Genomic DNA, 24,839 nt, shown 5'->3' with positions numbered 1-24,839 from the left:
GCGCTCCCTCCGTCGCCCGTGCGCGTCGTTCGTACGGTGGCCGCCCGGGTACCCCTGCGCCTCGCCGCCGAACCGCTCGGCGACACCCTCGCCCGACCCGTTCGGCCGTCCGCACCGTGGGCCGATGGGCGGATCCGCGCAGGCGACCGGGCCCGACCGGGTATGAGCATCTATGAACTGATAAGCGCACAATTGATGACACGGACTGGGTGGGTGGGTGCGGGTGACAGCAGTGCACGGGCAACGACGGGTGCGCCCCAGACGCGCCACGACCACGGCGGCCCTGCTGGCCGCCACGCTGACGGCCTCCCTGGCGGCGGGCTGCACGACGTCCGGCGGTTCCCGCGACGACGGCCGCGGCCGGCAGCAGCCGGCGTCGCCGAGCGAGTCCCTCGCCGACGGCGGCTCGGCGCTCGCCGTGAAGATCGACAACGCCCGCGCCGCCCGTCCCCACACGGGTCTGAACGCCGCGGACATCGTGTACGTCGAGCAGGTCGAGGGCGGACTGAGCCGGCTGATGGCGGTCTACGCCCAGGAGTTGCCGAAGGCGGTCGGGCCGGTGCGCAGCGCCCGCGAGAGCGATCTGGAGCTGCTGCGCCAGTTCGACCGGCCGATGCTCGCCTACTCGGGAGCGCAGAGCAAGCTCAAGCCGCTGATCGACAAGACGCCGCTCCAGGCGAGGCCGGCCGGAAGGAAGTCCACCGCGTACTTCCGCGGCCCGGACCGGCCCTCGCCGCACAATCTCTATCTGCGTCCGGCCCGGCTGATGCCCTCCGCGCCCGGCTCGAACGTCCTGACGACCGGCTTCCGCTTCGGCCCCGCCCCGGCGGGCGGCAAGGCCGTGGCGGCGCAGTCGGTGCGCTACCCGGCGGCACGGTTCACCTTCACCTGGTCCAGGAGCCAGGGCGACTGGCTGGTCGCCATGGACGGCAAGGCCGCCACGACGACGGACGGGCAGCGGGTGACGGCCGGGACGGTCGTCGTGCAGTACGTGAGGGTGCGGGCGTCCGCCTTCCACGACGCGCTCGGCAACAACACGCCGTACACCGAGACGGTGGGCTCCGGGAAGGCGCGGGTGCTGCGCGACGGGCGGGCCTACGACGTCACGTGGAAGCGGCCGAAGGCCACGGACGGCACGACGTTCACGACGGCCGCCGGCAAGCCGATGCGGTTCCAGCACGGCCAGGTGTGGGTGGTGTTCGCGCCCGCGCCCTGAGCGTGCGGCCCAGGGCTCAGGGCTGTCCCACGAGCGGTTCCGCCGGGTTGCGGAGCCCCTCGGCCGCGTCCGCGACACGGCGGATCAGATCGAAGAACTGCGTCTGCTCCGCCGCGGAGAGCGGGGCCAGGAAGACCTGGTTCATCCGGGCCGTGCGGACGGTCAGCTTGCGGTGGGTGCGCAGTCCGTCGTCCGTCAGGTGCAGCAGGAAGCGGCGGCCGTCCTGAGGGTCGCGCACCTTGTCCAGCAGCCCGCGGCTGCCGAGCCGGCTGATCACCTCGGCGATGGTGGACCGGTCGAGCCCCACTCGCTCCCCCACCGTCCGCTGGTCCAGGCCCGGCTCGGCGACGAGGGTGTTGAGCACGGCGAACTGGGGCGAGGTGATCTCCTCGGAGACCATCGTGTTCCACAGCAGGTAGTGCGCCTGCTGGAGCCGCCGGGCCAGATGCCCGGGGTGGGTTGTGAGGTCCACGGCGGGCATCCGCGCTCCCTGCTCGAAATCGTTGGTGTACTGAACAATACCCGACGCTAATGCGGCTGTCTCGGGTGGCGACAACACGGTGACCTGCCCATCTTCCAAGCCTTGACGACCGCCCGCCGCAGTGACAGCTTGGAAGCCAAGCTCGCAGAAATAATCAGTGCCCTGAGTAATTCGCTTGAGTGATTCGGGACGCTGACGCTCGGAAGAGATGGGGCATTCCGGATGGACAAGGTGGTCGCCACGGCCCTGGAGGCGGTCGCCGATGTGGGCGACGGCGCGTCGCTCGCGGTGGGTGGCTTCGGGCTGAGCGGTGTCCCGAACGTGCTGATCCAGGCGCTGTACGAGCACGGTGTGTCCGGGCTGTCCGTCGTCTCCAACAACTGCGGGGCGATGGAGTCCGGGCTGGCCGTCCTGCTGGCGGCGGGCCGGATCGCCCGGGTGACCGGCTCGTACATCGGCGCGAACAAGGAGTTCGCCCGCCAGTACCTGGCCGGGGAGCTGGAGGTGGAGATGATCCCGCAGGGCACGCTGGCCGAGCGGCTGCGGGCCGGCGGGGCGGGGATCCCCGCGTTCTACACTCCGGCCGGTGTGGGCACCCAGGTCGCCGAGGGCGGCCTGCCCTGGCGCTACGACGGCTCCGGCGGGATCGCGCTCGCCTCACCGCCGAAGGAGGTGCGGGAGTTCGACGGCACCGAGTACGTGCTGGAGCGCGGCATCCGCACCGACTTCGCGCTGGTGCGGGCGGTCCGGGGCGACCGGCACGGGAACCTGGTGTTCAACAAGTCCTCCCGGAACTTCAACCCGCTCGCCGCGACGGCCGGGCGGGTGACGATCGCCGAGGTCGAGGAACTCGTCGAGCCCGGCGGGATCGATCCGGACGCGGTGCATCTGCCGGGGATCTTCGTCCAGCGGGTGGTGGCGCTCACCCCGGAGCAGGCCGCCGACAAGCGGATCGAGCAGCGGACGGTGAGCAACTGATGGCGTGGACGCGGGAAGAGATGGCCGCGCGGGCCGCACGAGAGCTTCAGGACGGTCAGTACGTCAACCTGGGCATCGGCCTGCCGACGCTGATCCCGAACCACCTCCCGCCGGACGTCGAGGTCGTCCTCGAGTCCGAGAACGGCATCCTCGGCACCGGCCCCTACCCGGCCGAGGACCAGGTCGACCCGGACCTGATCAACGCCGGCAAGGAGACCGTCACGGTCCTGCCGGGCGCCTCCTTCTTCGACTCGGCGCTGTCGTTCTCGATGATCCGGGGCGGGCACATCGATGTCGCCGTGCTCGGGGCCATGCAGGTCTCCGAGAAGGGAGACCTCGCCAACTGGGCCGTCCCCGGGAAGATGATCACCGGGATCGGCGGCGCGATGGACCTCGTGCACGGCGCCCGCACGGTGATCGTGGTGATGACGCACACCGCGAAGGACGGCTCGGCGAAGATCCGTTCCGAGTGCGCGCTGCCGCTCACCGGCAAGGAGTGCGTGAACCGGATCATCACCGATCTCGGAGTCCTGGACGTCACTGCCGACGGCCTGCTGCTCGTCGAGACCGCGCCCGGGGTGAGCGTCGACGAGATCACCTCCCGGACCGACGCAGAACTCACCATCGCGGAGAACCTGCTGTGAACACCGTCTACATCGTCGACGCGGTCCGCACACCGATCGGCCGCTACAACGGCGCTCTCGCCGCCGTCCGCCCCGACGACCTGGCCGCCCACACCATCCGCGAACTCCTCGCCAGCACCCCTGAGTTGGATCCTGCCAGGATCGAGGACGTCTACTTCGGCAACGCCGACGGCGCCGGCGAGGAGAACCGCGACGTCGGCCGCATGGCCGCGCTCCTCGCGGGCCCGCCGACCTCCGTACCGGGCGTGACCGTCAACCGGCTGTGCGCCTGCGGACTGGAAGCCGTCGTCCAGGCGGCCCGCGCCGTCGCCGCCGGGGACGCCCATGTCGTGGTGGCCGGCGGAGTGGAGTCCATGACCCGGGCGCCGTATGTGCTGCCCAAGTCGGACAAGCCGTTCCCGGCCGCTCACACGGAGCTCTACTCCACCACCCTGGGCCGGCGCATGGTCAATCCGAAGATGGCTCCGCGGTGGACCGTCCCGCTGGGCGAGTCGGCCGAACTCATCGCCGAGAAGCACAAGATCAGCCGCGAGCAGCAGGACGAGTACGCCCTGCACAGCCATCTCAAGGCGGCCAAGGCCCGGTCCGAGGGCCTGTTCGACGCCGAACTCGCCCCCGTCCCGCTCCCGCGGCGCAAGGGCGACCCCGTCGTCCTCGCCGCCGACGAATCCGTACGCCCGGACGCCTCCCTCGCGGCGATGGCGGGGCTCAAGCCCGCGTTCCGTCCCACGGGCGGCACGGTCACCGCGGGCAACGCCTCCCCGCTCAACGACGGTGCCGCCGCTCCGCTCCTGGTCGACGAGGAAGGGCTCGAGGCCACCGGCCGCGAACCCCTCGCCCGGGTCGGCGCCACCGGTGTGCACGCCCTCGACCCCGGCTACTTCGGTCTCGCCCCCGTCGAGGCCGTCAACCGCGCCCTCGCCAGAGCGGGCCGGACCTTCGACGACCTGTCGGTCCTCGAACTGAACGAGGCGTTCGCGGCCCAGGTGCTGGGCTGCGTCGCCGAACGGCCCGAGTTCGACCCGGCGATCCTCAGCCCGCAGGGCGGTGCCATCGCCCTCGGCCATCCGCTGGGTGCCTCCGGCGCCCGGCTCGCCGGCACCGTCGCCCACCAACTCGCCCGCACAGGCGGCGGAGTCGGCGTCGCCACCCTCTGCATCGGCGTCGGCCAGGGCCTCGCCCTCGTCCTCGAACGTTGACGACACACAGGACTGCCATGACTCTCACCCAGCACGACATCGACCAGGAGATCGCGGCCGAGCACGCCGCGTACGAGAAGCGGATCGCCGACGGGGCCCCCGTCGAGCACCACCCGCGCCGCGACTACGCGCCGTACCGCTCCTCCGCCCTGCGCCACCCCCGACAGCCGCCGATCGCGATCGACGTCACCAAGGACCCGGAGCTGGTGGAGCTTTCCTCCCCCGCCTTCGGAGAGCGGGACATCACCGAAGTCGACAACGACCTGACCCGGCAGCACACGGGAGCGCCGATCGGCGAACGCATCACCGTCGAGGGCCGGTTGCTCGACCGTGACGGTCGCCCGGTCCGCGGCCAGCTGATCGAGATCTGGCAGGCGAACTCGGCCGGCCGCTACGCCCATCAGCGCGAGCAGCACGACGCCCCGCTGGATGCGAACTTCACGGGCGTCGGCCGCACGCTGACCGACGACAGCGGCTGCTACCGCTTCACCACCATCCAGCCGGGCCCGTACCCGTGGCGCCAGCACGTCAACGCCTGGCGCCCGGCCCACATCCACTTCTCGCTCTTCGGCACGGCGTTCACCCAGCGGCTCGTGACGCAGATGTACTTCCCGAGCGACCCCCTGTTCCCGCACGACCCGATCATCCAGTCCGTGACGGACGACGCAGCCCGGCAGCGACTGGTCGCGACGTACGACCACAGCCTGTCGGTGCCGGAGTTCTCCATGGGCTACCACTGGGACATCGTGCTCGACGGCCCGTCCGCCACCTGGCTCGCAGAAGGGCGCTGACTGCCATGACGAAGATCGACACGAGTCGTCCGGAGACCGTGCTGCCCACTCCGTCGCACACGGTCGGGCCGTTCTACGGCCATGCGCTGCCCTTCCCCGGCGGCGGCGACATCGCCCCGATCGGGCACCCGGACACGATCACCCTCCAGGGCCATGTCATCGACGGCGAGGGCAATCCGCTGCCGGACGCCTTCGTGGAACTGTGGGGCCCCGACCCCGACGGCAACCTGCCGCAGGTCGACGGCTCGATGCGGCGCGACCCGGCGAGCGGCGGCTTCCTCGGCCGCAACGGCGTGGAGTTCACCGGCTGGGGCCGGATCCAGACGGACGCCAACGGGCACTGGAGCGCGCGGACGCTGCGGCCGGGGGCCCGCGGGCACAGTGCGCCCCATCTCAGCGTGTGCGTCTTCGCGCGCGGCCTGCTGAAGCATCTGTTCACCCGGATCTACCTGCCCGGCGAGCAGACCGCGCTCGCCGCCGACCCGCTGCTGTCCCGGCTGGACGCGAAGCGCCGCGCCACGCTGATCGCGGTGGACCAGGGCACCGGGACGTACCGTTTCGACATCCGCCTTCAGGGCGAAGGCGAGACGGTCTTCCTGGAGTTCCAGTGACACCATCTGTCGATCCCGCCGCATCCGAAGCCGCCGCGTCCCGAGCCGACACCGGCCTGCTCGCCCCGGGGTGGGCCGGCTCCCCCGCCGCCGCCGCGACCGGTGACACCGCCTACCTGCGGGCGCTGCTCGACGCGGAGGCCGCCCTGACCCGGGCCCAGTGGGCGCTGGGGCTCGCCCCGGCCGAGGCGGCGACGGCGGTGACCGAGGCGGCCGACGGGCACGCCTTCGACGTGCGGTCGCTCGCCGCACGGGCCCGCGCGGGCGGCAACCCGGTCATCCCGCTGGTCGCCGAGCTCACGAAGGCGGTCGGCGACGAGTACGGCGCCCATGTCCACCGGGGCGCGACCAGCCAGGACATCATGGACACGGCCACGATGCTGGTCGCCGTGCGCACGCTGGACCTGATCCTCGGCGACCTCGGCCGCACCGAGCGGGCCCTGGCCGGCCTGGCCGCCGAGCACCGCGACACCGCGCTGCCGGGGCGCACGCTCACCCAGCACGCCGTACCGACGACGTTCGGGCTGAAGGCGGCCGGCTGGCGGTCCCTGGTCCTGGACGCACGGGACCGGACGACGGCCGTACGGGACTCGCTGCCCGCCCAACTCGGCGGCGCGGCGGGGACACTGGCCGCCTTCGGCGCGTACGGTGCGAGCGATCCCCTCGCGCTGCCGGCGGCGTACGCCCTCGAACTCGGTCTGCGCACACCCGAGCTGCCCTGGCACACACTGCGCACGCCCGTGGCCGATCTCGCCGGGTGTCTCGCCTTCACGGCGGGCGCGCTCGGCAAGGTCGCCGCGGATGTCCTGACCCTCTCCCGCACCGAGATCGCCGAGGTCGCGGAGTCCGGCGGCGGGGGTTCGTCCGCCATGCCGCACAAGTCCAATCCGGTACGGTCCACCCTCATCGCCGCCGCGGCGCGACGCGCGCCTCAGCTCGCGGCCACCCTGTACGGGTCGCTGGCGGCCGAGGACGAGCGGCCGGCCGGGGCCTGGCACGCCGAGTGGGAGCCGCTCAGGGACCTGCTGCGGCTGGTCGGCGGGGCCGCCCGGGACGCCGTCGAACTGACGGAGGGACTGCGGGTCAGGGCCGATGTCATGCGCGAGCACCTTCATCTCTCCGAGGGTGCGATCGTCTCCGAACGGCTGTCCGCCGAGCTGGCCCCCGTCCTGGGCCGGGCCCGGGCCAAGGAGCTGCTCACCAGGCTGGCGTCCGAGGGCACACCGCTGGATCGGGCACCGGAGCTGGCGGACGCGGACCTCGACCCCACGCACTACACCGGCTCCGCCGGAGCCCTCACCGACCGCGCTCTGGAGCGACGTTGAAACTGCTCAACCACCGTGTCGAAGGGCCCGCTTGCGCGCCCCCGCTGCTGCTCGGGCCGTCGCTCGGCACCTCGTACGCCGTGTGGGACAAGGTCGCGCCCGAGCTGTCGACCGGCCATCGGGTGATCCGCTGGGACCTGCCGGGGCACGGCGGCTCGGCGGCCGACCTGATCGCGGCGGGCGCGACGGTCGGTGACCTCGCCGGCCTGGTGCTCGCCCTCGCCGACGCGCTCGGCGTCGAACGCTTCGCCTACGCGGGTGTCTCGCTCGGCGGTGCGGTGGGGCTGCATCTGGCCGTGCACCACCCGCACCGGATCGCCTCACTGGCGGTGCTGTGTTCATCGGCCCACTTCAACGGCGCCGGGCCCTGGCAGGAGCGCGCCGCCCGGGTGCGCCGCGAAGGGCTGGCCCAGCTCGCCGAGAGCGCCGACGACCGCTGGTTCACCCCCGGATTCACCGTGCCGGAACTGGTCCAGGACCACCGGGACGCCGACCCTGACGCCTACGCCGCCTGCTGTGACGCGCTCGCCGCCTTCGACGTGACGGACCGGCTGGCCGCGATCTCCGCGCCCACGCTGCTGATCGCCGGGCGCCAGGACCCCGCGACCCCGCCGGCCCATCTGCGGGAGATCGCGGACGCCGTGCCGGGTGCCGCGCTCGTGGAGTTGCCGGGGGCCTCGCATCTGGCGCCGGCACAGTGCCCTCAGGCGGTGCTGACGGCCCTCCGCGCCCACTTCGGCCAGGTCGCCGAGCGGGGCATGGCGGTGCGGCGGGAGGTGCTCGGCGATGCCCACGTCGACCGGGCGCAGGCTCGGCAGAGCGCGTTCACGGCACGCTTCCAGGACTTCATCTCGCGCTACGCCTGGGGCGAGATTTGGACCGACCCGACGCTCAGCCGCCGGGAACGCAGCATGATCACCCTGACGGCCCTCGTCGCGCACGGCCACTACGACGAGCTGGCCATGCATGTGCGGGCGGCGCGGCGCAATGGGCTGACGCCGGACGAGATCGGGGCCGTCCTGCTCCAGACGGCCGTGTACTGCGGTGTTCCGGCGGCGAACTCGGCGTTCGCGACGGCCCAGCGGGTGCTCGCCGAGGAGACGGACCCGGACGCCGGCACCGCAGGGTGACGCGGCCGGTCGTACCCTCGGCCGCGTCTCGCACCTGCCCGCGCCTCGTGCCTACGGTGGAGACATGTCGACCATTCTGCTCACCGGCGCCACCTCGGGGCTCGGCCGCCATGTCGCCTTCGAGCTGGTCCGTGCCGGGCATCGCGTCCTCGCGCACGGCCGGGATCCGGGCCGTACCGAGCGGCTCGTGGAGGAGCTGCGTGCCGAGGGAGAGGCCGAGGGGTTCGTCGCCGATCTGGCCTCGCTGGGGCAGGTGCGGGAGCTGGCGGCCCATGTCGCCGGGGCGCATCCCGAGCTCGACGTACTGGTCAACAACGCGGCCGTGGGCGCCGGGCCGCCCGGCTCCGGGCGAGAACTCAGCGCGGACGGGCACGAACTGCGGCTGGCCGTCGACTACTTGGCGCCGGTCGTGCTGACCCGGGCCCTGCTGCCGGTGCTGCGCGCCAACGCGCCCGCGCGGATCGTGAACGTCGGCTCCGCCGGGCAGGAGCCCCTGGACCCCGACGACCCCGAGCTGACCCGTGGCTACGACGGGCTCTCTGCCTACTGTCGCAGCAAGTTCGCCCTGGCGGCGTACACCTTCGTGCTCGCCGGGGAACTCGAGGGCACCGGCGTCTCGGTGAACGTGCTGCACCCCGCCACCCATATGGACACCGCGATGGTCCGCGAGGGCGGCTTCACACCCCGGCACACGGTCGCCGACGGCGCTCCCGGTGTGCTGGCCCTGGCCACCCGGGATCTCGGTACGGGCCGGTACTTCGACGGCACCCGCCCCTCGCGGGCACACGAGGGGACGTACGACCCCGCGCTGCGGGCGCGGCTCATCGCGGTCACCGACCAGCTGCTGGCCCTCTGAGCGCCCCTCGCTCAGGGAATTGGCAGGCCCTTCCTAGGGCCTGTCGTCAAATTCCCGTCGTCCGCCCGCATGGCGTCGCACGGCAGGCGGGAATTTGACGACAGGGCCTAGATCCGCCCCGCCGCCAGAACCGCCTCCGCCTGCGCCACCAGCCCGTCCGCCCCGCAGGACCGTGCCAGCGTCAAGCCGCGCCGCAGTTCCGCCGACGAGCGAGCGGCGATGCCGTACTCGACGCGGGCGGCGGCGTGCTCGTACTGGCAGGGCGAGGCCTCCAGATAGGTGACGGCCTGCTCGGCGAGGCGCACCGCGCGCTGGCCGGTCTCCAGGGCGGCGGCGCAGCGCAGGGCCTCGCCGATGGCGGTGTCGGTGCCGAAGCGCTCGGCGTGGCGGCGGACCTCGGTGGCGAGGCGGCCGGCGCGCGCCGGATCCTCGGTCGCGAGGGCGCGGGCCAAATCCACGGCCCAGGGCACCAGCACCGTGTTGTGGTGGCCGCGTACGGCAGCCGCCTTTTCCGCGGCCTCCAGTTCGTTGATGCCTTCCTTGGTGCGGCCGGTCGCGAGCAGCAGGCGGCCACGGACCGAGCGGGGGTCGGGCAGGACGATGGTGGAGGGGTAGGGCGGGGCGAAGCCGTAGTCCTCGGCGACCTGCCATGCCTGGTCGACATGGCCGCGGGCGAGCAGGGTGTCGACGAGGTTGCAGGTCGCCGACCAGTGCAGGGGCAGTCGGCGGCCGACGCGCTCGGCGAGCGCCAGCGACTTGCGCAGGGACGCCTCGGCCTCACGGAGCCGGCCGCGCCTGCGGTGGCCCAGGCCGACGTAGGCGTGGGCCAGGGAGAGATGGCCGCCGCTCCAGCCGGCGGACTCGTACGCGCGCAGCGCCTCGTTGTAGAGGGCCTCGGCGCGGTCGAGACGGTCGGTGAAGGCGTAGGAGCTGGCCAGCATCATCGGTAGCTCGAGGCCCCACTCCGGGTCGGTCCAGCCGAGTCCGGGGGCGAGGCGGCCGTTGACGAGGACGCGGTCGCACAGTTCGACGACCTCCTCGGCGTTCTCGCCGCGGGCCATGGCGTCGAAGCCGCGCAGGATGAGCAGGGCGCGCTCGGGGTTGTCGCGGCCGGTGCAGGTGGCGGCGAGTTCGGCGAGGCGTGCGGAGCGTCCGGCGGCGTCCGCCTCGCCCGCGTGCAGCCCCTCCCACATGAACTGCACGGCCTGGAGCCGGAGTCTGGCGGGTCCGGCCGCGTGTTTGGCGGCCTCCGCCTCGACCGTGCGGACGGCCTCCTCCAGCTGGTCGTTGTGCAGCAGGGCCTGGGAGAGGCGGTAGACGGCGTCGAGGCGTTCGTCCCCGTCGAGGCCGGGCATGGCTAGCGCGGTCTGGAGGTGGTCGATGGTGGTGGCGGGGGCGGTGAGCAGGGTGGCGGAGCCCAGTTCGTGGAGCACGCGTGCGTGCACCTCGGGTACGGGCGGCTCCAGCAGGGCGCGTTCCAGACAGCGGCGGGCCGCGTCGGGCGCGCCGACGGCGAGGTGTTCGCGGGCGGCCTCGCGCAGCTGCTCGACGAGTTCCTCGTCGCTGTCCGGGTGGACCTCCAGGAGGTGGCGGGCGGCGACGGCGGCTCCATGGCCGTTGTCGGTGACGACGCGGGCGGCGATGCCGTGCATCGCGGTGCGCAGGGCGTCGGGGATGGAGTTGTAGACGGCGCTGGCGATGAGGGGGTGGACGAACTGGAGCTCTCCGTCGTCCGGTTGGACCCCGGCCGGGTCGGGCTCGGTGAGGATGCGCGCGGCGCGCAGCAGGTCGGCGCAGCGCACGGCGTCGTCCAGGCTCATGGTGGCGAGCTCGGCGACCAGTTCGACGGAGATCCCGGCGCCGAGGATGGCGGCCGCCCAGGCGAACCGGGTGGCGTCGATGCCGAGTGTCTCCAGGCGGGCGACGAGGCCGCCGCCGCGTGCCGCGCGGTTCAGGGCGCGCAGTTCACCGGCGGCGGACTCGGTCGGCTCGAACTCGCTGTCCTGGACCTTGGCGAGGAGTTCGACGGTCTCGTAGGGGTTGCCGCCGGTGACGGCCCAGACCTCGCGGCAGAACGGGGCGTCGGCGTGCGCGCCCAGCGTGGCGCGGGTGAGGCCGGCGGTGGCGTCCGGGGTGAGGGCGCTCAGATTGGCGACGGAGCTGCCCGCGGCGGCGACGGTATCCAGGTGGCGGGCGCTGTCGCCGCTGACCTCGCCGGGCCGGCGGGCGACCATGACCAGAACGTTCTGCTCGCCGACGTGTTCGGCGAACGCGGCGAGCCAGCGCAGGGTCTCCTGGTCGGCCCAGTGCGCGTCGTCGATCAGCAGCACCAGCGGCCAGTCCCGCCGGGCCAGTCGGCGCACCGCGACCACGAGGCCGTCGCACACGCCCTGGGGGTCGGCCTGGCGCTCGCCGGGTTCCGTTATGCCGAGGGCGGGACCGGCGATGTCGTACCAGTCGCCGAGGTACTCGCGTGCCTCTTCCGGCATCAGCGACAGCAGCGCGGGCTGGAGCAGCTGGCGTACGACGTTGAAAGGGACGGAACTGAGGGTCTCGCTGCCGCGGGCCGACCAGACCGTGCAGCCGCGCGCTTCGGCGATGCGGCGTGTCTCGGCCAGCAGCGCGGTCTTGCCCAGTCCCGCCTCGCCGCGGAACACCAGCAGGCTGCCCGAGGAGGATCTGTCCGCGCGCAGGGCGTCGAGCGCCCGCTCGACGGCGGCGAGTTCCTCGTCGCGCTCCCACAGGGAAGCCGTGGCGGTCGGCGTGGGCCGTACCTCCGTCATCCCGGTCCCTCCCCAAGTAGCCCGAACGACGTACAGATGCTGAGCGTAGCCGTCCGATTGCCTGAGTGGAGGCGGGTCGGGGCAGCTCTTGCCGTGAAGGGTGACGGCAGGTACGGACAGGCGACGCGCGGTGTCCGCGACCTGCCCGGAAGAAACTTACTTTCAGTCAAAAACCGACCGGGGAGGCCCGGGAATGAAGCCGACTTCTTCCGGCCGAGGCACCGTGGGGTCCCGCAGGGCCCTGGTGGCGGGTTCGGTGGGCAACTTCATCGAGTGGTACGAGTTCGGTGTCTACGGCTACTTCGCGACGATCATCGCCGCGCGCTTCTTCACCCCGGAGGGCGGCAGCGAGGCCGAGGCGCTGGTGCGGACGTACGCGTCGTTCGCGCTGGCGTTCTTCTTCCGGCCGGTCGGAGCGGCCCTGTTCGGCCGGCTCGGTGACCGGATCGGGCGGCGTCCGGTGCTGATCGTGGTGATCACGCTGATGACGGCGGCGACGACGCTGATCGGCGTGCTGCCGACGTACGCGACCGCCGGTGCCCTCGCGCCATGGCTGCTGACGTTTCTGCGGGTGCTTCAGGGGCTGTCGGCGGGCGGGGAGTTCGGTGGTGCGGTGGCGGTGCTGACCGAGTGCGCGCCGCCCGGGCGACGCGGGCTGTACGGGGCGTGGCAGTCGTTCACGGTGGCGCTGGGGCTGCTCGGCGGGGCGGGGGTGGCGGCGCTGCTGGCCACCGTGCTCACCGTGGAGCAGCTGGGCGACTGGGGCTGGCGGTTGCCGTTCCTGATGACGCTGCCCCTGGGGCTGGGCGCGTTGTGGTTGCGGCTGCGGCTGGACGAGACGCCGGCGTTCGAGGAGGCGCGGGAGGCGGCGCGGCCCCCGGTGCGCGAGGTCGCCGGGGCGATCGCGCTGGGCGCCGGGCGGATCATGGGGTGGGCGGCGGCCGGTTACACCTTCCTGGTGGTCCTGCCGTCGTATCTCCAGTCCACCCTGGACGCGACCTTCCAGCAGGCGCTGATCGCCACGGTGACGGCCAACGCGGGGTTCGCGGCGGCCATCCTCCCGGCCGGCCTGCTCAGCGACCGGCTCGGCCGGCGTGCGGTGATGCTGACGGGGGCGTTGCTCGTGGTGGTGCTCGCGGTGCCGCTGCTCGACCTTCTTCAGGACCCGGGCGTTTCCCGCACCGTGAAGGGTGCGGCCGTGTGCGGCGCGGGTGCCGTGGTGGGGCTGATGGCGGGGCCCGGTCCGGCGATGCTCGCGGAGCTGTTCCCGACCACCGTGCGCCACACGGGGCTGGGGCTGGCCTACTCCTTGTCCAACGCGGTGTTCTCGGGGTGCGCCGGACTCATCGTCACGGAGACGATCGCTCGGACCGGGAACGTGGACGTCCCCGCGTACTACGCTGCGGCAACCTGCGCGGTGAGCGTCCTGGCACTGGCCGGGACACCGAGGAGGAGGGCCGGCGTGCCGGGTGATCCGGTCAAGGCCCCCGAGGCGAAGGGGAGTTGAGCGGATGCGGGTGATCGGTCTGATGTCGGGCACGTCGTACGACGCCATCGACGCCTGTGCGGCCGACCTGGGCCTCGTCGGCGACAGTCTCGTCCTGAAGCCGCTGGGTCTGGTGAGCGAGGCGTACGACGACGAGCTGCGGGCGGCACTCGCGGCGGCGCTGCCACCGGGCACGACCTCGACGGCCGAGGTGTGCCGGCTCGACACCCGGATCGGGCAGGCGTTCGCGGCGGCGGCCGTCAGGGCCGACCGTGAACTGTGCGACGGGCGGGCCGAGTTGGTCGCCTCACACGGGCAGACGGTGTTCCACTGGGCCGAACAGGGCCAGGTGCACGGCACGCTCCAGCTCGGGCAGCCCGCCTGGATCGCGGAGGCGACCGGCCTGCCGGTGGTCGCCGACTTCCGGCCGCGCGACATCGCCGCGGGCGGCCAGGGCGCGCCGCTGGTCAGCCTGGTCGATCTGCTGTGGCTGCGCGGCCGGCCCGGCACCCCGGTCGCCCTCAACCTCGGCGGCATCGCCAACCTGACCGCGCCCGACGCGACCGCCTTCGACTCCGGGCCGGGCTGTGCGCTGATCGACGCGGCGGCACAGGGGTTCAGCGGCGGGCGGCTGGCATACGACGTGGACGGGGCGCTGGCCGGTCGCGGCAGCGTCCATGAACCGCTGCTGCGGCGGCTGCTGGCGGAGCCGTACTACGCGCTGCCGGCGCCGAAGACGACCGGCAAGGAGTTGTTCCACCTCGGGCATCTGCGGGACGCGCTGGCCGGGTTCGGGACGCTGCCCGCCGAGGACGTCGTCGCCACGCTGACCATGCTCACGGCCCGGACGGTCGCCGACGCGGTGCGCTCGCTGGGTGCCACGGAGGTGATCGCCTCGGGAGGCGGGACGCGCAACCCCGTGCTGATGAGGATGCTGGGGCAGCGGCTGCCGGGGGAGGTGGCGCTGCGCACCTCCGACGAACTGGGGCTGCCGTCGCCCGCGAAGGAGGCGTACGCCTTCGCCGTCCTGGGCTTTCTGACCGTCCACGGGCTGCCGGGCACGGAGCCGGCCTCGACGGGCGCCCGGCACGCGCGCGTACTGGGTTCGATCACCCCGGGCCCAGGCGGGTTGCGGCTGCCGCCGCCCGCCCGGCAGCGGCCGGTGCGGCTCGTCCTGGAGTGACGCCGGGCGGCCGTAACTGGTGCGCCCGTGAGCCGCATCGGCCGGACCCTCTCATCCGGCTTTCACCGAGACCTCATACGGTGGGCCCATGACGCAGGCGACTCCTCCCGGCTGGTATCCCGACCCCGGCCGGAAAAGTGACGGTCCGCCCACCGAACGCTGGTGGGACGGCGAGGCATGGACGGACCAGGTCCGGCCCACGGGGTCGGCCACCGCGTGGGCCCCTCCGGCACATCCGGGGTATCCGGCGCATCCGGGGTATCCGGTGCACCCGGGGTATCCCGGCCAGGTGCAGCAGTCGGGCGCGCGGCGTGGTCTGCGTACCGGCATAGCCGTGGGCGTGGCCGCCGTGGTCCTCGCGAGCATCGGCGTCGGCGTGTACGCGCTGACCGCCGACGGCGGCTCGGGCGGCGGCAGGCCCGACGCACAGCGACAGGACCCGGGCGGGCGGGGCGGCCCCTTCGGCGACTCGGGCGGCGGCAACGGCGGCGGTGACGGCGGTTCCGGTGGGCAGTCGCCCTCCCCCGACGGGTCCGGGGCGCCGAAGGTCGACTCCGGCTCGGTGACGGACTCCGTGAGCGGGATCAGCCTGCCGGTGCCGGACGGCTGGTACGGCCGGAAGATCGGTTGGGGCGCACAGGTGGCGTCCGACGAGACGTACAAGTGCCCCGACGGCACCTCCGACGAATGCATGAAGGGCGGGGCCTACTCGACGCCCGCGTTCGCGCTCGGCACCAAGGGCGACACCGCCGAGGAGATCGCCAAGGCGGACATCGCGCGGAACGCCGAGGAGTCATACGGCAAGGGATACGGCAAGATCACCTCGCACGAGGTGCTGGCCTCCGAGGCGGTGACCGTGGCCGGGCAGAAGGGCTGGATGGTCCGCTGGAAGGCCGTCACCAGCAAGGGCGCCGACGGCTATGTCCAGTCGCTCGTCTTCCCCTCGCCTGTCAGTGAACGGCAGATGGTCGTGGTCCGCTTCGGTGTCGACGTCGGGGAGGGCCAGTCGGTCCTCGACGAGATCACCAAGGGCATCAAGGTGTCCACCGGCGGCGGCAACGGCCAGGACGTCTGACGCCGACCTCCGGGCGCCCGCGCGGTACGGCCGGGTGGGGCGCCCCTCCGCTCAAGGGGCACCCCACCCGGCCGCGGGTGCGCGCCGCCCCCGTCCCCACGGTGCGGCGCGATGACAGGTCGCCGTCCGGGTCATCCCGCGGACGGCGGCCTGAGTCTCAGGTCAGGCCCAGACACGGCAGCACGGCGGCCTCGACGAATCCGACCAGGTAATCGGGGTCCGCGTCCTCGCCCTCCAGGACGGGACGCGCCCGCAGCACGCCGAAGATCTGGGCCGGGACGTACTCCAGCGCCGGATGGCCGGCGGCGACCTCGCCGCGTGCCACCCCGCGCCGAAGGAGCTCCTTCAGCGCCTCGATCTCGGGTTCGATGAGCGCCTCGCGCAGGGCGCAGCGCAGTTCCGGGTCCTGCATGGCTGCGTGGCTGAGCGCCTGGAAGAGCCGGGTGTCCTTGTCCGCCCAGGCCCCGGCGATCCGCGCGGCCTGGCGCAGGTCGTCGGCGAGCGTGCCGGTGTCGATGCCGTCGAAGCGGGTCCGGCGGCTGGCGCGCAGGGCCGCGGCGACGAACTGCGGCTTGGTCCTCCACTGCCGGTAGAGCGTGGACTTGCTGCACCGGGTGCTGGCGGCGACGCCCTCCATGGTGACGGCGTCGTATCCGCAGTCGCGGACCTGTTCGAGCACGGCGTCGAAGAACTCCCGTTCACGCTCGGGCGTGATCTTGGAGCGGCGCGAGGCGACGACCGTCTCCGGCCCGTCCGCGTCCTGCGACGTCATGCCTCTTCCCCTCACTCGAATGCGCCTCGTTCGAATGCGCCGGTCGGCCCCGTCGGCCAGGGCCTGTCACCGGTGTGTCGCACGTCCATCGATACGCCACTGTACCGGAACGCTCGCGTATCGGTACAGTGGCGTATCGATACAGCGGCGTTTCGGTACACCGCCGTATCGGTGACGTATCGATGACGTGGCGGTGCCGTACCCGGCACCACGCAACCGTTCGGCGGAAAGGGCCGGGGGATGAATGGCCGCACCGAGCCCGCACCGGCAAGGACCGTCCGCGCAGCACGGCCCCCGCTGCTCCGGGAGCTGCTGCTCGTCGCGGGGCTCTTCCTCGTCTACAAGCTCGGCCGGCAGCTGGCCACGGGCCACACCGCGCAGGCCTTCCGCAACGCCGACCGCGTGTGGGACCTCGAACGAGCCGTCCAGCTGCCGGGCGAGGGCTCGGTGCAGCACCTGCTGCTGTACGGCGACACACTCATACGCATCGCCAACACCTACTACGCGACCGTCCACTTCCCGGCCACCGCGGCCTTCCTGATCTGGCTCTACCTGCGGCCGCGCACTATGTCTGGGCCCGCCGAGCCCTCGCCGCCCTCACCACCGCCGCCCTCGTGGTGCATCTGGCGTTCCCGCTGGCCCCGCCGCGCATGCCGACCGCCACCGGACTGATCGACACGGGGCAGGTCTACGGCCCCTCCGTGTACGGCTCCCCCGAGACCGACCAACTGTCCAACCAGTTCGCGGCGATGCCGTCCCTGCACTTCGGCTGGGCCCTGATGGTGGCGATCGGCCTGATCGTGGCGACCCGGTCGCGGTGGCGCCCGCTGTGGCTGCTGCACCCGCTGCTGACCCTGCTGGTCATCGTGGGCACGGCCAACCACTACTGGCTCGACGCGCTCGTGGCGGCGGCCATGCTCGCTCTCGCGCTCGCCGTGATCCGCCCGCCGAAGCGCACGGCGGCGACGGCCGGGCGCGGTGCCGGCGGAGTCGTACCGCAGGCCCGGCGCGAGGAGCCCGTCGACGAGGACGCCCTGCTCGCGGGAGCGGGCCGATGAACGCCACCCTGCTCGCCGTCGCCCTCTCCCTGCTCTCGGCCGTCGCCTACGCCACCGCGGCCGTCGCCCAGGAGCGGCTGGCCTCCCGCGCCCCCGGGCCGGGCCTCGTACGGCTGCTGGGCTCCGGCGCCTGGTGGGGTTCGGTTCTGCTCAACGGCTCGGGCGCGCTGCTGCACGTCGTGGCCCTGAAGTACGGCCCGCTGACGCTGGTTCAGCCGCTCGGCGCGCTCACTCTGGTGGCCGCGGTGCCGCTGGGCGCGCGTCTCGCCGGGCGACGGGTCAGCGGGGCCGAGTGGCGCGGTACGGCTCTGACACTGCTCGGTCTGTCCGCGATCCTCGTCACGGCGTCCGGGCCCGCGCCCGAGGAGGTGCTGAGCGCACCCGAGGCGCTGGCGGTGGCCGCGGTGACGACGGCACTGATCGGCTTGCTGTCGCGGCCGGGCGCCCGGCCCGGGCTGCGGCACGCGACCGCGTCCGGCTTCGCTTCCGGGGTCGCCTCGGCACTCACCCAGACGGTGACGGTGGCGGCGACGGACCGTTCCGGGTCCCTGCTCGGCATACAGGTGGCCGGGGTGGCCCTGCTGGTCGCCGCCTTCGCGACGAGCGGGCTGCTGCTGTCCCAGACCGCCTACCGGGGCGGCCTCGGCGCACCGCTCGCGATGGTGACACTGGCGAACCCGCTGGCGGCGGCGGTGATCGGTCTCGTGCTGCTGGGCGAGCGCTTGCAGGGCGGCGCGCTGGGCGTGCTGCTGGCCCTGACCGGTGCGGGGCTGGCGTCCTGGGGCGTGGTGCTGCTCAGCCGGGCGGCACCGGTCGGGACCGGCATGCCGGAGGAGCGGACCGGCGTGACCGAGGAACGGACCGGCGTGGCCCAGGAGCCGGCCGATCCCACCGCCGACGCGGACCACCCGGTGGCCGCGGTACTGGCCCTGGAGGCCGGGTCGGCCGCGCCGGCACCTGCGTCGGTGCCCCGGCAGTCCGCGCCGGGGCACCTCACAGCGCTCTGAACGGCACCGCGATCCGGATGATCCGCCAGGAAGACCCGGCAGCTAGATCCGGCAGGAAGACCCGGCAGGAAGACCCGGCAGGAAGATCCGGCAGGAAGATCCGGCAGGTGCCGGCTACTCCGTGATCGTCGCCGGGTCGCTCACACCCGGCCGCCCGTTCTCCACATGCCCGGCGAACCGCCGCCGGAACGCCGGGTCCGCGTCCGCGGTGACGGTCAGGTCGTACCAGCGCCGGCTCGACGCCAGGTCGACCGTGCGGCGCACGGTGGCACCGGGGCGCACGGTCACCGTCGTCGGACGGCCGCCGTACCCGTTGGCGATCTTCAGACGGACGCTCACCTGTCCCTTGTTGCTGAACGCGAGCTCGATGTCGTCGCCCTTGTGCCGGGCGGTGACCTCGGGGCCGGCCGCCTTGTTCGAGCCCTTGAAGGAGCGGACAAATCCGTTGGGGCCGTGCACGGTCAGGTCGTAGGAACCGTTCGAGTACGCCGAGTTCCAGGTGTCGGCGATGCTCTTGCCCGCTTCGGTGGTGTACATCCACGGGCCGTCCGTACGGTTGCCGGAGGTGACGTGGAAGGCGGCACCGGCCTTGGCACCTGAGGCGAAGGCGAGCGTGAACTTGCCCGCCGCCGCGTCGACCGAGCCGTCCACGTACGGGGCGTACTTCAGCGGGCGGGAGCGGCGCAGCCCGCGCTCCTGCTTCGGCATGTCCGGGTCGGCCGGCGGCGTCGGCCGGTAGTCGGGATGACGCTCGCGGTCCGGCGGCTCGTACTCGTCGGTCCCGGGCAGCGCGGCCGGCCGGCTGTCCTTGCGGGAGAAGTCGAAGGCCGAGGTCAGGTCGCCGCAGATGGCCTTGCGCCACGGCGAGATGTTGGTCTCCGCGACCCCGAAGCGACGCTCCATGAAACGGAGGATCGAGGTGTGGTCGAGCGTCTCCGAGCAGACGTATCCGCCCTTGCTCCACGGCGACACCACCAGCATCGGCACCCGCGGGCCCAGACCGTACGGACCGGCCGGGCGCTTGCTGTCGCCCGGGTAGAGGTCAAGAGAGACGTCGACGGTGGACTTGCCCCGGGAAGCGTCCTTCGGCGGGAGCGGCGGCACGACGTGGTCGAAGAAGCCGTCGTTCTCGTCGAAGGTGATCAGCAGGGCCGTCTTCGACCAGACCGCCGGGTTGGCGGTGAGGGCGTCCAGGACCTGGGCGATGTACCAGGCACCGTAGTTCGAGGGCCAGTTGGAGTGCTCGGAGAATGCCTCGGGGGCGGCGATCCAGGAGATCTGCGGAAGCCTGCCGGCCTTGACGTCGGCGCGCAGCCGGTCGAAGTAGCCCTCCCCGGCCTTGGCGTTCGTACCGGTGCGGGCCTTGTCGTACCAGGGGTCGCCGGGCGCCGCGTTGCGGTACTTGTTGAAGTACAGCAGGGAGTTGTCGCCGTAGTTGCCCCGGTAGGCGTCCTCGATCCAGCCCCAGTGGCCGGCCGCGTCCAGGCCGTCGCCGATGTCCTGGTAGATCTTCCAGGAGACGCCGGCCTGCTCCAGGCGCTCGGGGTAGGTGGTCCAGCCGTAGCCGAGTTCGTCGTTGCCGAGGACCGGGCCGCCGCCGGTGCCGTCGTTGCCCGTGTAGCCCGTCCACATGTAGTAGCGGTTCGGGTCGGTGGAGCCGATGAACGAGCAGTGATAGGCGTCGCAGACGGTGAAGGCGTCGGCGAGGGCGTAGTGGAAGGGGATGTCCTCGCGGGTCAGATACGCCATGGTCGTGGTGCCCTTGGCGGGGATCCACTTGTCGTACTTGCCGCCGTTGTATGCCTGCTGGCCGTCGTTCCAGCCGTGCGGCAGGCCCTCCAGGAACTGCATGCCGAGGTCGTCGGCGTCCGGGTGGAACGGCAGGACGTCCTTGGTGCCGTCGGGCTGGTGCCAGATCGACTTGCCGTTGTCGTGCGCCACCGGGCGCGGGTCGCCGAAGCCCCGGACGCCGCGCAGCTTGCCGAAGTAGTGGTCGAAGGAACGGTTCTCCTGCATCAGGACGACGATGTGCTCGACGTCCTCGATCGACCCGGTGCGGTGGTTCGCGGGGATGGCGGCGGCCCGCTCGATGCTGCTCGACAGGGCCGTGAACGCCGTGGTAGCGCCCGCGAGTTGCAGGAATCTGCGCCGGTTGACTTCGGGCATGAGTGGGGGACCTCTTCCCATCAGGGGGGTGGTGACCGGCCGTTGGTGACGGAATGCGCGCGGAAGGAGTGTTCCAGGAGCACCAAACGTCAGGGAAGGGTCTGGTGGCGCTCATGTGAAAGTCACCGGTACGGCAGGTGCGCCGGGACCGGGGCGCGGGGATGGTCGCGATCACAGCAGAGACGACGGCGCGACCGCGCACATCAGGGCGGGACCTCCGAAAGGGAGGTCCCGCCCTGATGTGCTGTGCCGCCGTCCGGGGCCCGGTCGTCAGATCCGCCCGCCGGTCAGCCGGGTGATCGGCCCCAGCGACCGGCGGCCCGCGCGCCGGCCCGCGGCGTAGGACGTCGCGCCCAGGGCGGTCAGGCCGGCTCCCATGCCCGCGACGAGGATCTTTCGGTTGGCGATGACCGTCCAGGCGGTCTTGGCGAGGGCCGCCGCCTGGCCCGAGGCGGCGACCACGGCCTGCCGGCCGGCCTCGACGCCCTGGGCCGTCGCGTGAGCGACCTTGACGGTCGTCTCTGCCGCCCGCCCCGCCGTACGCCCTGCCGCGTCCCCGGCCGCTGACGCCGCGTCACCGGTCTTGCCGGCCGCCTTGCCCGCCGCCTTGGACGCCGGCTCGGTCGCCTTCGCCGTGGTGCGCCGGGCCTTGGCGGCCGTCGCGCGCGTGGATCCGGAATCTTGATTCGTGTCGTTGTTCGAAGGACTCATGGACATCGCGTTGCCGTTCCCCTCGACGGCAAACACCTCCGACCGGACCGTGTGCGCCGGGCCCGCTCCCGCCCTGCTCAGGTCCACAGGTCGTCGCTGGCACACACATGGGCACCCATGTTCCGCTCCATCATGCGCAACGCGGCATCCGCCAGGTCGGCGTGGATGTGTGCCACCGCGTCCCGGGGGACGGTCACCTCGAGGTGGCGGATGTGGGCATCCAGGGCCGAGTAGAGGATGCACTGCTCGACCACCTGCCCGCACAGGACCAGCCGGTCGATGCCCTGCTGGGAGAGCAGATACTGCAAGGGCGTCTCGAAGAAGATCGAGTGGCGGGCCTTGAGGACGAAGAGGCTCTTGTCGTCCGGCTTCAGCGGTGCGACGAGCGACGCGTGCGGCCCGGCGAGCGCCTTGTCGAGGAGCTCTCCGTGGTGCGAGCGCCACTCGCCGAAGTTGTCGTTGACGTAGACGACCGGGGCGCCGCTCCCGCGGGCGCGTTTCATGAGCGCTGCGACGGTCGGCACCACTTCCGCCGCGGAGGGCAGAAGCAGTTCGGCGTCGGCGTGATCATAGGTGTTGATCATGTCGATGACGATCAGCGCGGTCTTGCCCATCTCTCCAGAGTGCCCCGGAACGGGGCAGAGCGCCTCGCGCGCCGGGTCTCGGCCTCCGGCTGAGCGCCGGGTATCGCTTCGCAAGGTGCGAGGTGCCTGTGCCGTCGACCCGTGCACCACCAGCTCCGGCTCGAAGAGCAGCTCCTCCGGGGTACGGCGGTGCCCGCGATCTGCGCGTTCAACAGTTCCACCGCCGCCCGCCCCATGGCCTCGATGGGCTGGCGGACGGTGGTCAGCGGGGGCTCGGTGCAGTTCATGAACGCCGAGTCGTCGTAGCCCACGACGGAGATCTCCGACGGGACGCCGAGTCCCTTGCGGCGGGCGGCCCGGATGGCCCCGAGCGCGAGCGGGTCGCTGGCGCAGATGATGCCGGTGACCCCCCTGTGGATCAGCCGGGAGGCCGCCGCGTGACCGCCCTCGATGGAGAAGATGGCCCGTGCCACGCGCTCCTGCGGCAGCTCCCCCGCGACGGCCCGGGCGGCGGCCAGCTTGCGCGCCGACGGCATGTGGTCGGCCGGCCCGAGCACGAGTCCGATGCGCTCGTGGCCCAGCGAGGCCAGGTGCCGCCAGGCCTGCTCCACGGCCACGGCGTCGTCGCAGGACACACCCGGGAAACCGAGGTGCTCGATGGCCGCATTGACCAGCACCACCGGGATGTTGCGGTGGGCGAGCTCCTTGTAGTGGCCGTGCGGCGCGTCGGCCTGCGCGTACAGCCCGCCGGCAAAGACCACGCCGGAGACGTGCTGTTGCAGCAGCAGGAACGCAAGCGACTTGCGTTCGGGTGACAGTACCGCCGGACGGCTTGCGTCAGCCAGCGGTCCACTTCTCCATGCCTGGCTTCAGCGATCCGCGGGCGCGGCCCACAGTCCGCGGACGTGCCCGAGGTGCCGGGTCATGACCTCGCGTACGGCCTTCTCGTCCCGTGCGGTCAGCGCGTCGAGGAGTTCCAGATGCTCCTCGGCGGACGCGAGCAGACGGCCCGCCTCGACGAGCGCGGTGAGCCCGTAGAGACGAGAGCGCTTGCGCAGGTCGCCGACGACCTCGACGAGATGGGCGTTGCCAGCGAGGGCCAGCAGGCCGAGATGGAAGCGGGTGTCGGCCTCGACGTATGCGATCAGGTCGCCGGCGACCGCGGCCTGCACGATCTCCCGGGCGGCGGGCCGCAGCGCCTCCAGCGAGACCTTGTCGGCGGTCCTGGCCAGCTCCACCACCGTGGGGATCTCGATCAGGGCGCGGATGTGGGTGTACTCGTCGAGCTGCCGCTCGGAGACCGCCGTGACCCGAAAGCCCTTGTTGGGCACGGTGTCGACCAGGCCCTCCTTGACCAGGTCCAGCATGGCCTCGCGCACGGGCGTCGCCGAGACGCCGAAGCGGGCGGCGAGGGCCGGCGCGGAGTACACCTCCCCCGGGAGGAGTTCGCCGGCGATCAGCGCGGCCCGCAGCGCGTCGGCGACCCGCTCCCGGTAGCTGCTCTTCTTGCCGCCCAGGGTGGGCAGCGCGGGGGCGGCTGCGGTCGACGGGGCGCCGGTGCGCTGGGCTGCCATGGGTCTCCTAGCTGTGCGGCTTTCCACTGAGCGACTTGCGCTGTGCGGCTGTCCGCTGTGTGGTGCGGGGTGCGTGGGGTGTGCGCGGTGTGCAGAGTGCGGCTGGTGGATGGTCACCGCTCTGCAATGTCACGCGGTACGCCGTCATTATCCTCGATGCTCGGGCCCGCGAACTACAGCGGTTCGGCAGTGCCGTTCCGGAACGCTCACAGTACGAAGCCAGCCGGGAACGGATCGGACGGATCGAGCAGGTACTGCGCGGTGCCGGTGAGCCAGGCGCGGCCGGTGAAGCTGGGCAGGACGGCCGGGCGTCCGCCGACCTCGGTGTTGCCGAGGAGACGTCCGGTGAACCGGGTTCCGATGAAGGACTCATTCACGAACTCGGTGTGCAGCGGGAGTTCGCCGCGCGCGTGCAGCTGCGCCATGCGCGCGCTGGTGCCCGTGCCGCAGGGTGAGCGGTCGAACCAGCCGGGGTGGATCGCCATGGCGTGCCGGGAGTGCCGGGCGGTGGCTCCGGGGGCGATCAGATGGACGTGATGGCAGCCGCGGATCGACGGGTCCTCGGGGTGGACGGGCTCCTCCTCGGCGTTGATCGCCGCCATGAGGGAGAGTCCCGCCCGGAGGATGTCGTCCTTGCGGGAGCGGTCGAAGGGCAGCCCGAACCGCTCCAGCGGCAGGATGGCGTAGAAGTTGCCGCCGTACGCCATGTCGTATGTCACCGTGCGCCCGTCGGCCAGCGTGGCCTTGCGGTCGAGGGCGACGGAGAAGGACGGCACGTTCCGGAGGGTGACCGCCCGCGCCGCGCCGTCCGCCACCGCCACCTCGGCGACGACCGGTCCCGCCGGGGTGTCCAGCCGAATCGTGGTGACCGGCTCGACGACCTCGACCATGCCGGTCTCGACGAGCACCGTCGCCACGCCGATCGTGCCGTGTCCGCACATCGGCAGGTAGCCGGAGACCTCGATGTAGATCACGCCCCAGTCGCAGTCGGGCCGGGTGGGCGGCTGGAGCACGGCGCCGCTCATCGCCGAGTGGCCGCGCGGCTCGTTCATCAGGAACTGCTTGACGTGGTCGAGGTGCTCGCGGAAGTACAGGCGCCGCTCCTTCATGGTGGCGCCGGGGACAGTGCCGATACCGCCGGTGACGACCCGGGTGGGCATGCCCTCGGTGTGCGAGTCGACGGCGTGCAGGACGAGTTTGCTGCGCACG

At 72.5% G+C, this 24,839-nt stretch carries 21 protein-coding genes and 2 pseudogenes; 14 read left to right on the top strand and 9 right to left on the bottom strand.

The features are described 5' to 3' along the window. Window positions 1-223 precede the first annotated feature (223 nt). Window positions 224-1,216 (top strand): DUF3048 domain-containing protein, encoded by a 993-nt coding sequence (locus ACHBTE_RS01885; protein ID WP_394721476.1) that lies wholly within the window; start codon window positions 224-226, stop codon window positions 1,214-1,216. Between the two features lie 16 nt (window positions 1,217-1,232). On the opposite strand, the gene ACHBTE_RS01880 is transcribed toward ACHBTE_RS01885, so the two are convergent. After that, on the bottom strand, window positions 1,233-1,697 hold the full coding sequence (locus ACHBTE_RS01880; RefSeq protein WP_394721475.1) for a MarR family winged helix-turn-helix transcriptional regulator: 465 nt from the start codon (window positions 1,695-1,697) through the stop codon (window positions 1,233-1,235). A gap of 222 nt (window positions 1,698-1,919) precedes the next feature. On the opposite strand from ACHBTE_RS01880, the gene ACHBTE_RS01875 reads away from it, so the two are divergent. The 8 genes from ACHBTE_RS01875 to ACHBTE_RS01840 all read left to right on the top strand — a co-directional run bounded on the left by ACHBTE_RS01875 (window position 1,920) and on the right by ACHBTE_RS01840 (window position 9,231). Then, complete coding sequence (locus ACHBTE_RS01875) at window positions 1,920-2,675, top strand: CoA transferase subunit A (RefSeq protein WP_394721474.1); 756 nt, start codon at window positions 1,920-1,922, stop codon at window positions 2,673-2,675. Further along, entirely contained in the window at window positions 2,675-3,319 is a 645-nt protein-coding gene (locus ACHBTE_RS01870) for a CoA transferase subunit B (protein ID WP_394721473.1), read from the top strand. Before ACHBTE_RS01875 ends, ACHBTE_RS01870 begins: the two co-directional genes overlap by 1 nt. After that, the gene (locus ACHBTE_RS01865) at window positions 3,316-4,518 is read left to right on the top strand and encodes a thiolase family protein (protein WP_394721472.1); all 1,203 of its coding nucleotides are present in this window, start codon (window positions 3,316-3,318) and stop codon (window positions 4,516-4,518) included. Before ACHBTE_RS01870 ends, ACHBTE_RS01865 begins: the two co-directional genes overlap by 4 nt. A 17-nt stretch (window positions 4,519-4,535) precedes the next feature. Next, window positions 4,536-5,309 carry a protocatechuate 3,4-dioxygenase subunit beta gene (gene pcaH / locus ACHBTE_RS01860; protein ID WP_394721471.1) on the top strand — a complete coding sequence of 258 codons (774 nt, stop codon included), beginning with the start codon at window positions 4,536-4,538 and terminating at the stop codon, window positions 5,307-5,309. Between the two features lie 5 nt (window positions 5,310-5,314). Then, window positions 5,315-5,920 (top strand): protocatechuate 3,4-dioxygenase subunit alpha, encoded by a 606-nt coding sequence (gene pcaG / locus ACHBTE_RS01855; RefSeq protein ID WP_394721470.1) that lies wholly within the window; start codon window positions 5,315-5,317, stop codon window positions 5,918-5,920. Continuing rightward, entirely contained in the window at window positions 5,917-7,245 is a 1,329-nt protein-coding gene (gene pcaB / locus ACHBTE_RS01850; RefSeq protein ID WP_394721469.1) for a 3-carboxy-cis,cis-muconate cycloisomerase, read from the top strand. The genes pcaG and pcaB overlap by 4 nt, the downstream gene beginning before the upstream one ends. After that, complete coding sequence (pcaD, locus tag ACHBTE_RS01845) at window positions 7,242-8,375, top strand: 3-oxoadipate enol-lactonase (protein ID WP_394721468.1); 1,134 nt, start codon at window positions 7,242-7,244, stop codon at window positions 8,373-8,375. The genes pcaB and pcaD overlap by 4 nt, the downstream gene beginning before the upstream one ends. 64 nt (window positions 8,376-8,439) lie before the next feature. Continuing rightward, complete coding sequence (locus tag ACHBTE_RS01840) at window positions 8,440-9,231, top strand: SDR family NAD(P)-dependent oxidoreductase (RefSeq protein WP_394721467.1); 792 nt, start codon at window positions 8,440-8,442, stop codon at window positions 9,229-9,231. Window positions 9,232-9,338: 107 nt separating this feature from the next. Here the strand turns inward: ACHBTE_RS01840 and ACHBTE_RS01835 are convergent, their stop codons facing one another. After that, window positions 9,339-12,014 carry an ATP-binding protein gene (locus ACHBTE_RS01835; protein WP_394721466.1) on the bottom strand — a complete coding sequence of 892 codons (2,676 nt, stop codon included), beginning with the start codon at window positions 12,012-12,014 and terminating at the stop codon, window positions 9,339-9,341. 193 nt (window positions 12,015-12,207) lie between these two features. Here ACHBTE_RS01835 and ACHBTE_RS01830 point away from each other — a divergent pair, with 193 nt between their 5' ends. The 3 genes from ACHBTE_RS01830 (at window position 12,208) to ACHBTE_RS01820 (ending at window position 15,758) form a co-directional block, all read left to right on the top strand. After that, entirely contained in the window at window positions 12,208-13,521 is a 1,314-nt protein-coding gene (locus ACHBTE_RS01830; protein ID WP_394721465.1) for an MFS transporter, read from the top strand. A gap of 4 nt (window positions 13,522-13,525) precedes the next feature. Then, window positions 13,526-14,683, top strand: a complete 1,158-nt coding sequence (locus ACHBTE_RS01825) for an anhydro-N-acetylmuramic acid kinase (RefSeq protein ID WP_394721464.1) — start codon at window positions 13,526-13,528, stop codon at window positions 14,681-14,683. A gap of 88 nt (window positions 14,684-14,771) precedes the next feature. Then, a complete protein-coding gene (locus tag ACHBTE_RS01820) occupies window positions 14,772-15,758 on the top strand; it encodes a DUF2510 domain-containing protein (RefSeq protein WP_394721463.1) in 987 nt (328 codons plus the stop codon). Between the two features lie 157 nt (window positions 15,759-15,915). Here the strand turns inward: ACHBTE_RS01820 and ACHBTE_RS01815 are convergent, their stop codons facing one another. Then, on the bottom strand, window positions 15,916-16,530 hold the full coding sequence (locus ACHBTE_RS01815; RefSeq protein WP_394721461.1) for a TetR/AcrR family transcriptional regulator C-terminal ligand-binding domain-containing protein: 615 nt from the start codon (window positions 16,528-16,530) through the stop codon (window positions 15,916-15,918). 240 nt (window positions 16,531-16,770) lie between these two features. On the opposite strand from ACHBTE_RS01815, the pseudogene ACHBTE_RS01810 reads away from it, so the two are divergent. After that, a pseudogene (locus ACHBTE_RS01810) lies at window positions 16,771-17,588 on the top strand (phosphatase PAP2 family protein). Beyond that, on the top strand, window positions 17,585-18,595 hold the full coding sequence (locus ACHBTE_RS01805; RefSeq protein ID WP_394721460.1) for a hypothetical protein: 1,011 nt from the start codon (window positions 17,585-17,587) through the stop codon (window positions 18,593-18,595). Before ACHBTE_RS01810 ends, ACHBTE_RS01805 begins: the two are co-directional and overlap by 4 nt. A gap of 114 nt (window positions 18,596-18,709) precedes the next feature. Here ACHBTE_RS01805 and ACHBTE_RS01800 read toward each other — a convergent pair whose 3' ends face one another. The 6 genes and pseudogenes from ACHBTE_RS01800 to ACHBTE_RS01775 all read right to left on the bottom strand — a co-directional run bounded on the left by ACHBTE_RS01800 (window position 18,710) and on the right by ACHBTE_RS01775 (window position 24,838). After that, window positions 18,710-20,761 carry a phosphocholine-specific phospholipase C gene (locus ACHBTE_RS01800; protein WP_394721459.1) on the bottom strand — a complete coding sequence of 684 codons (2,052 nt, stop codon included), beginning with the start codon at window positions 20,759-20,761 and terminating at the stop codon, window positions 18,710-18,712. 270 nt (window positions 20,762-21,031) lie between these two features. Beyond that, window positions 21,032-21,478, bottom strand: a complete 447-nt coding sequence (locus tag ACHBTE_RS01795; protein WP_394721458.1) for a hypothetical protein — start codon at window positions 21,476-21,478, stop codon at window positions 21,032-21,034. A 71-nt stretch (window positions 21,479-21,549) separates the two neighbouring features. Further along, window positions 21,550-22,086, bottom strand: a complete 537-nt coding sequence (locus ACHBTE_RS01790; RefSeq protein ID WP_394721589.1) for a cysteine hydrolase family protein — start codon at window positions 22,084-22,086, stop codon at window positions 21,550-21,552. Between the two features lie 87 nt (window positions 22,087-22,173). Then, a pseudogene (locus ACHBTE_RS01785) lies at window positions 22,174-22,844 on the bottom strand (substrate-binding domain-containing protein); the annotation flags it as partial. An 81-nt stretch (window positions 22,845-22,925) separates the two neighbouring features. Then, entirely contained in the window at window positions 22,926-23,630 is a 705-nt protein-coding gene (locus tag ACHBTE_RS01780) for a GntR family transcriptional regulator (protein ID WP_394721456.1), read from the bottom strand. A gap of 206 nt (window positions 23,631-23,836) precedes the next feature. Then, window positions 23,837-24,838, bottom strand: coding sequence for a proline racemase family protein (locus ACHBTE_RS01775; protein WP_394721455.1), 1,002 nt, complete (start codon window positions 24,836-24,838; stop codon window positions 23,837-23,839). Window position 24,839 lies beyond the last annotated feature (1 nt).

It is taken from the genome of Streptomyces sp. M41, from assembly GCF_043673425.1.
Taxonomy (GTDB): Bacteria; Actinomycetota; Actinomycetes; order Streptomycetales; family Streptomycetaceae; genus Streptomyces.
Note: the sequence above shows the minus strand (reverse complement) of the source record. Positions and strands in the feature narration are given on the sequence as shown.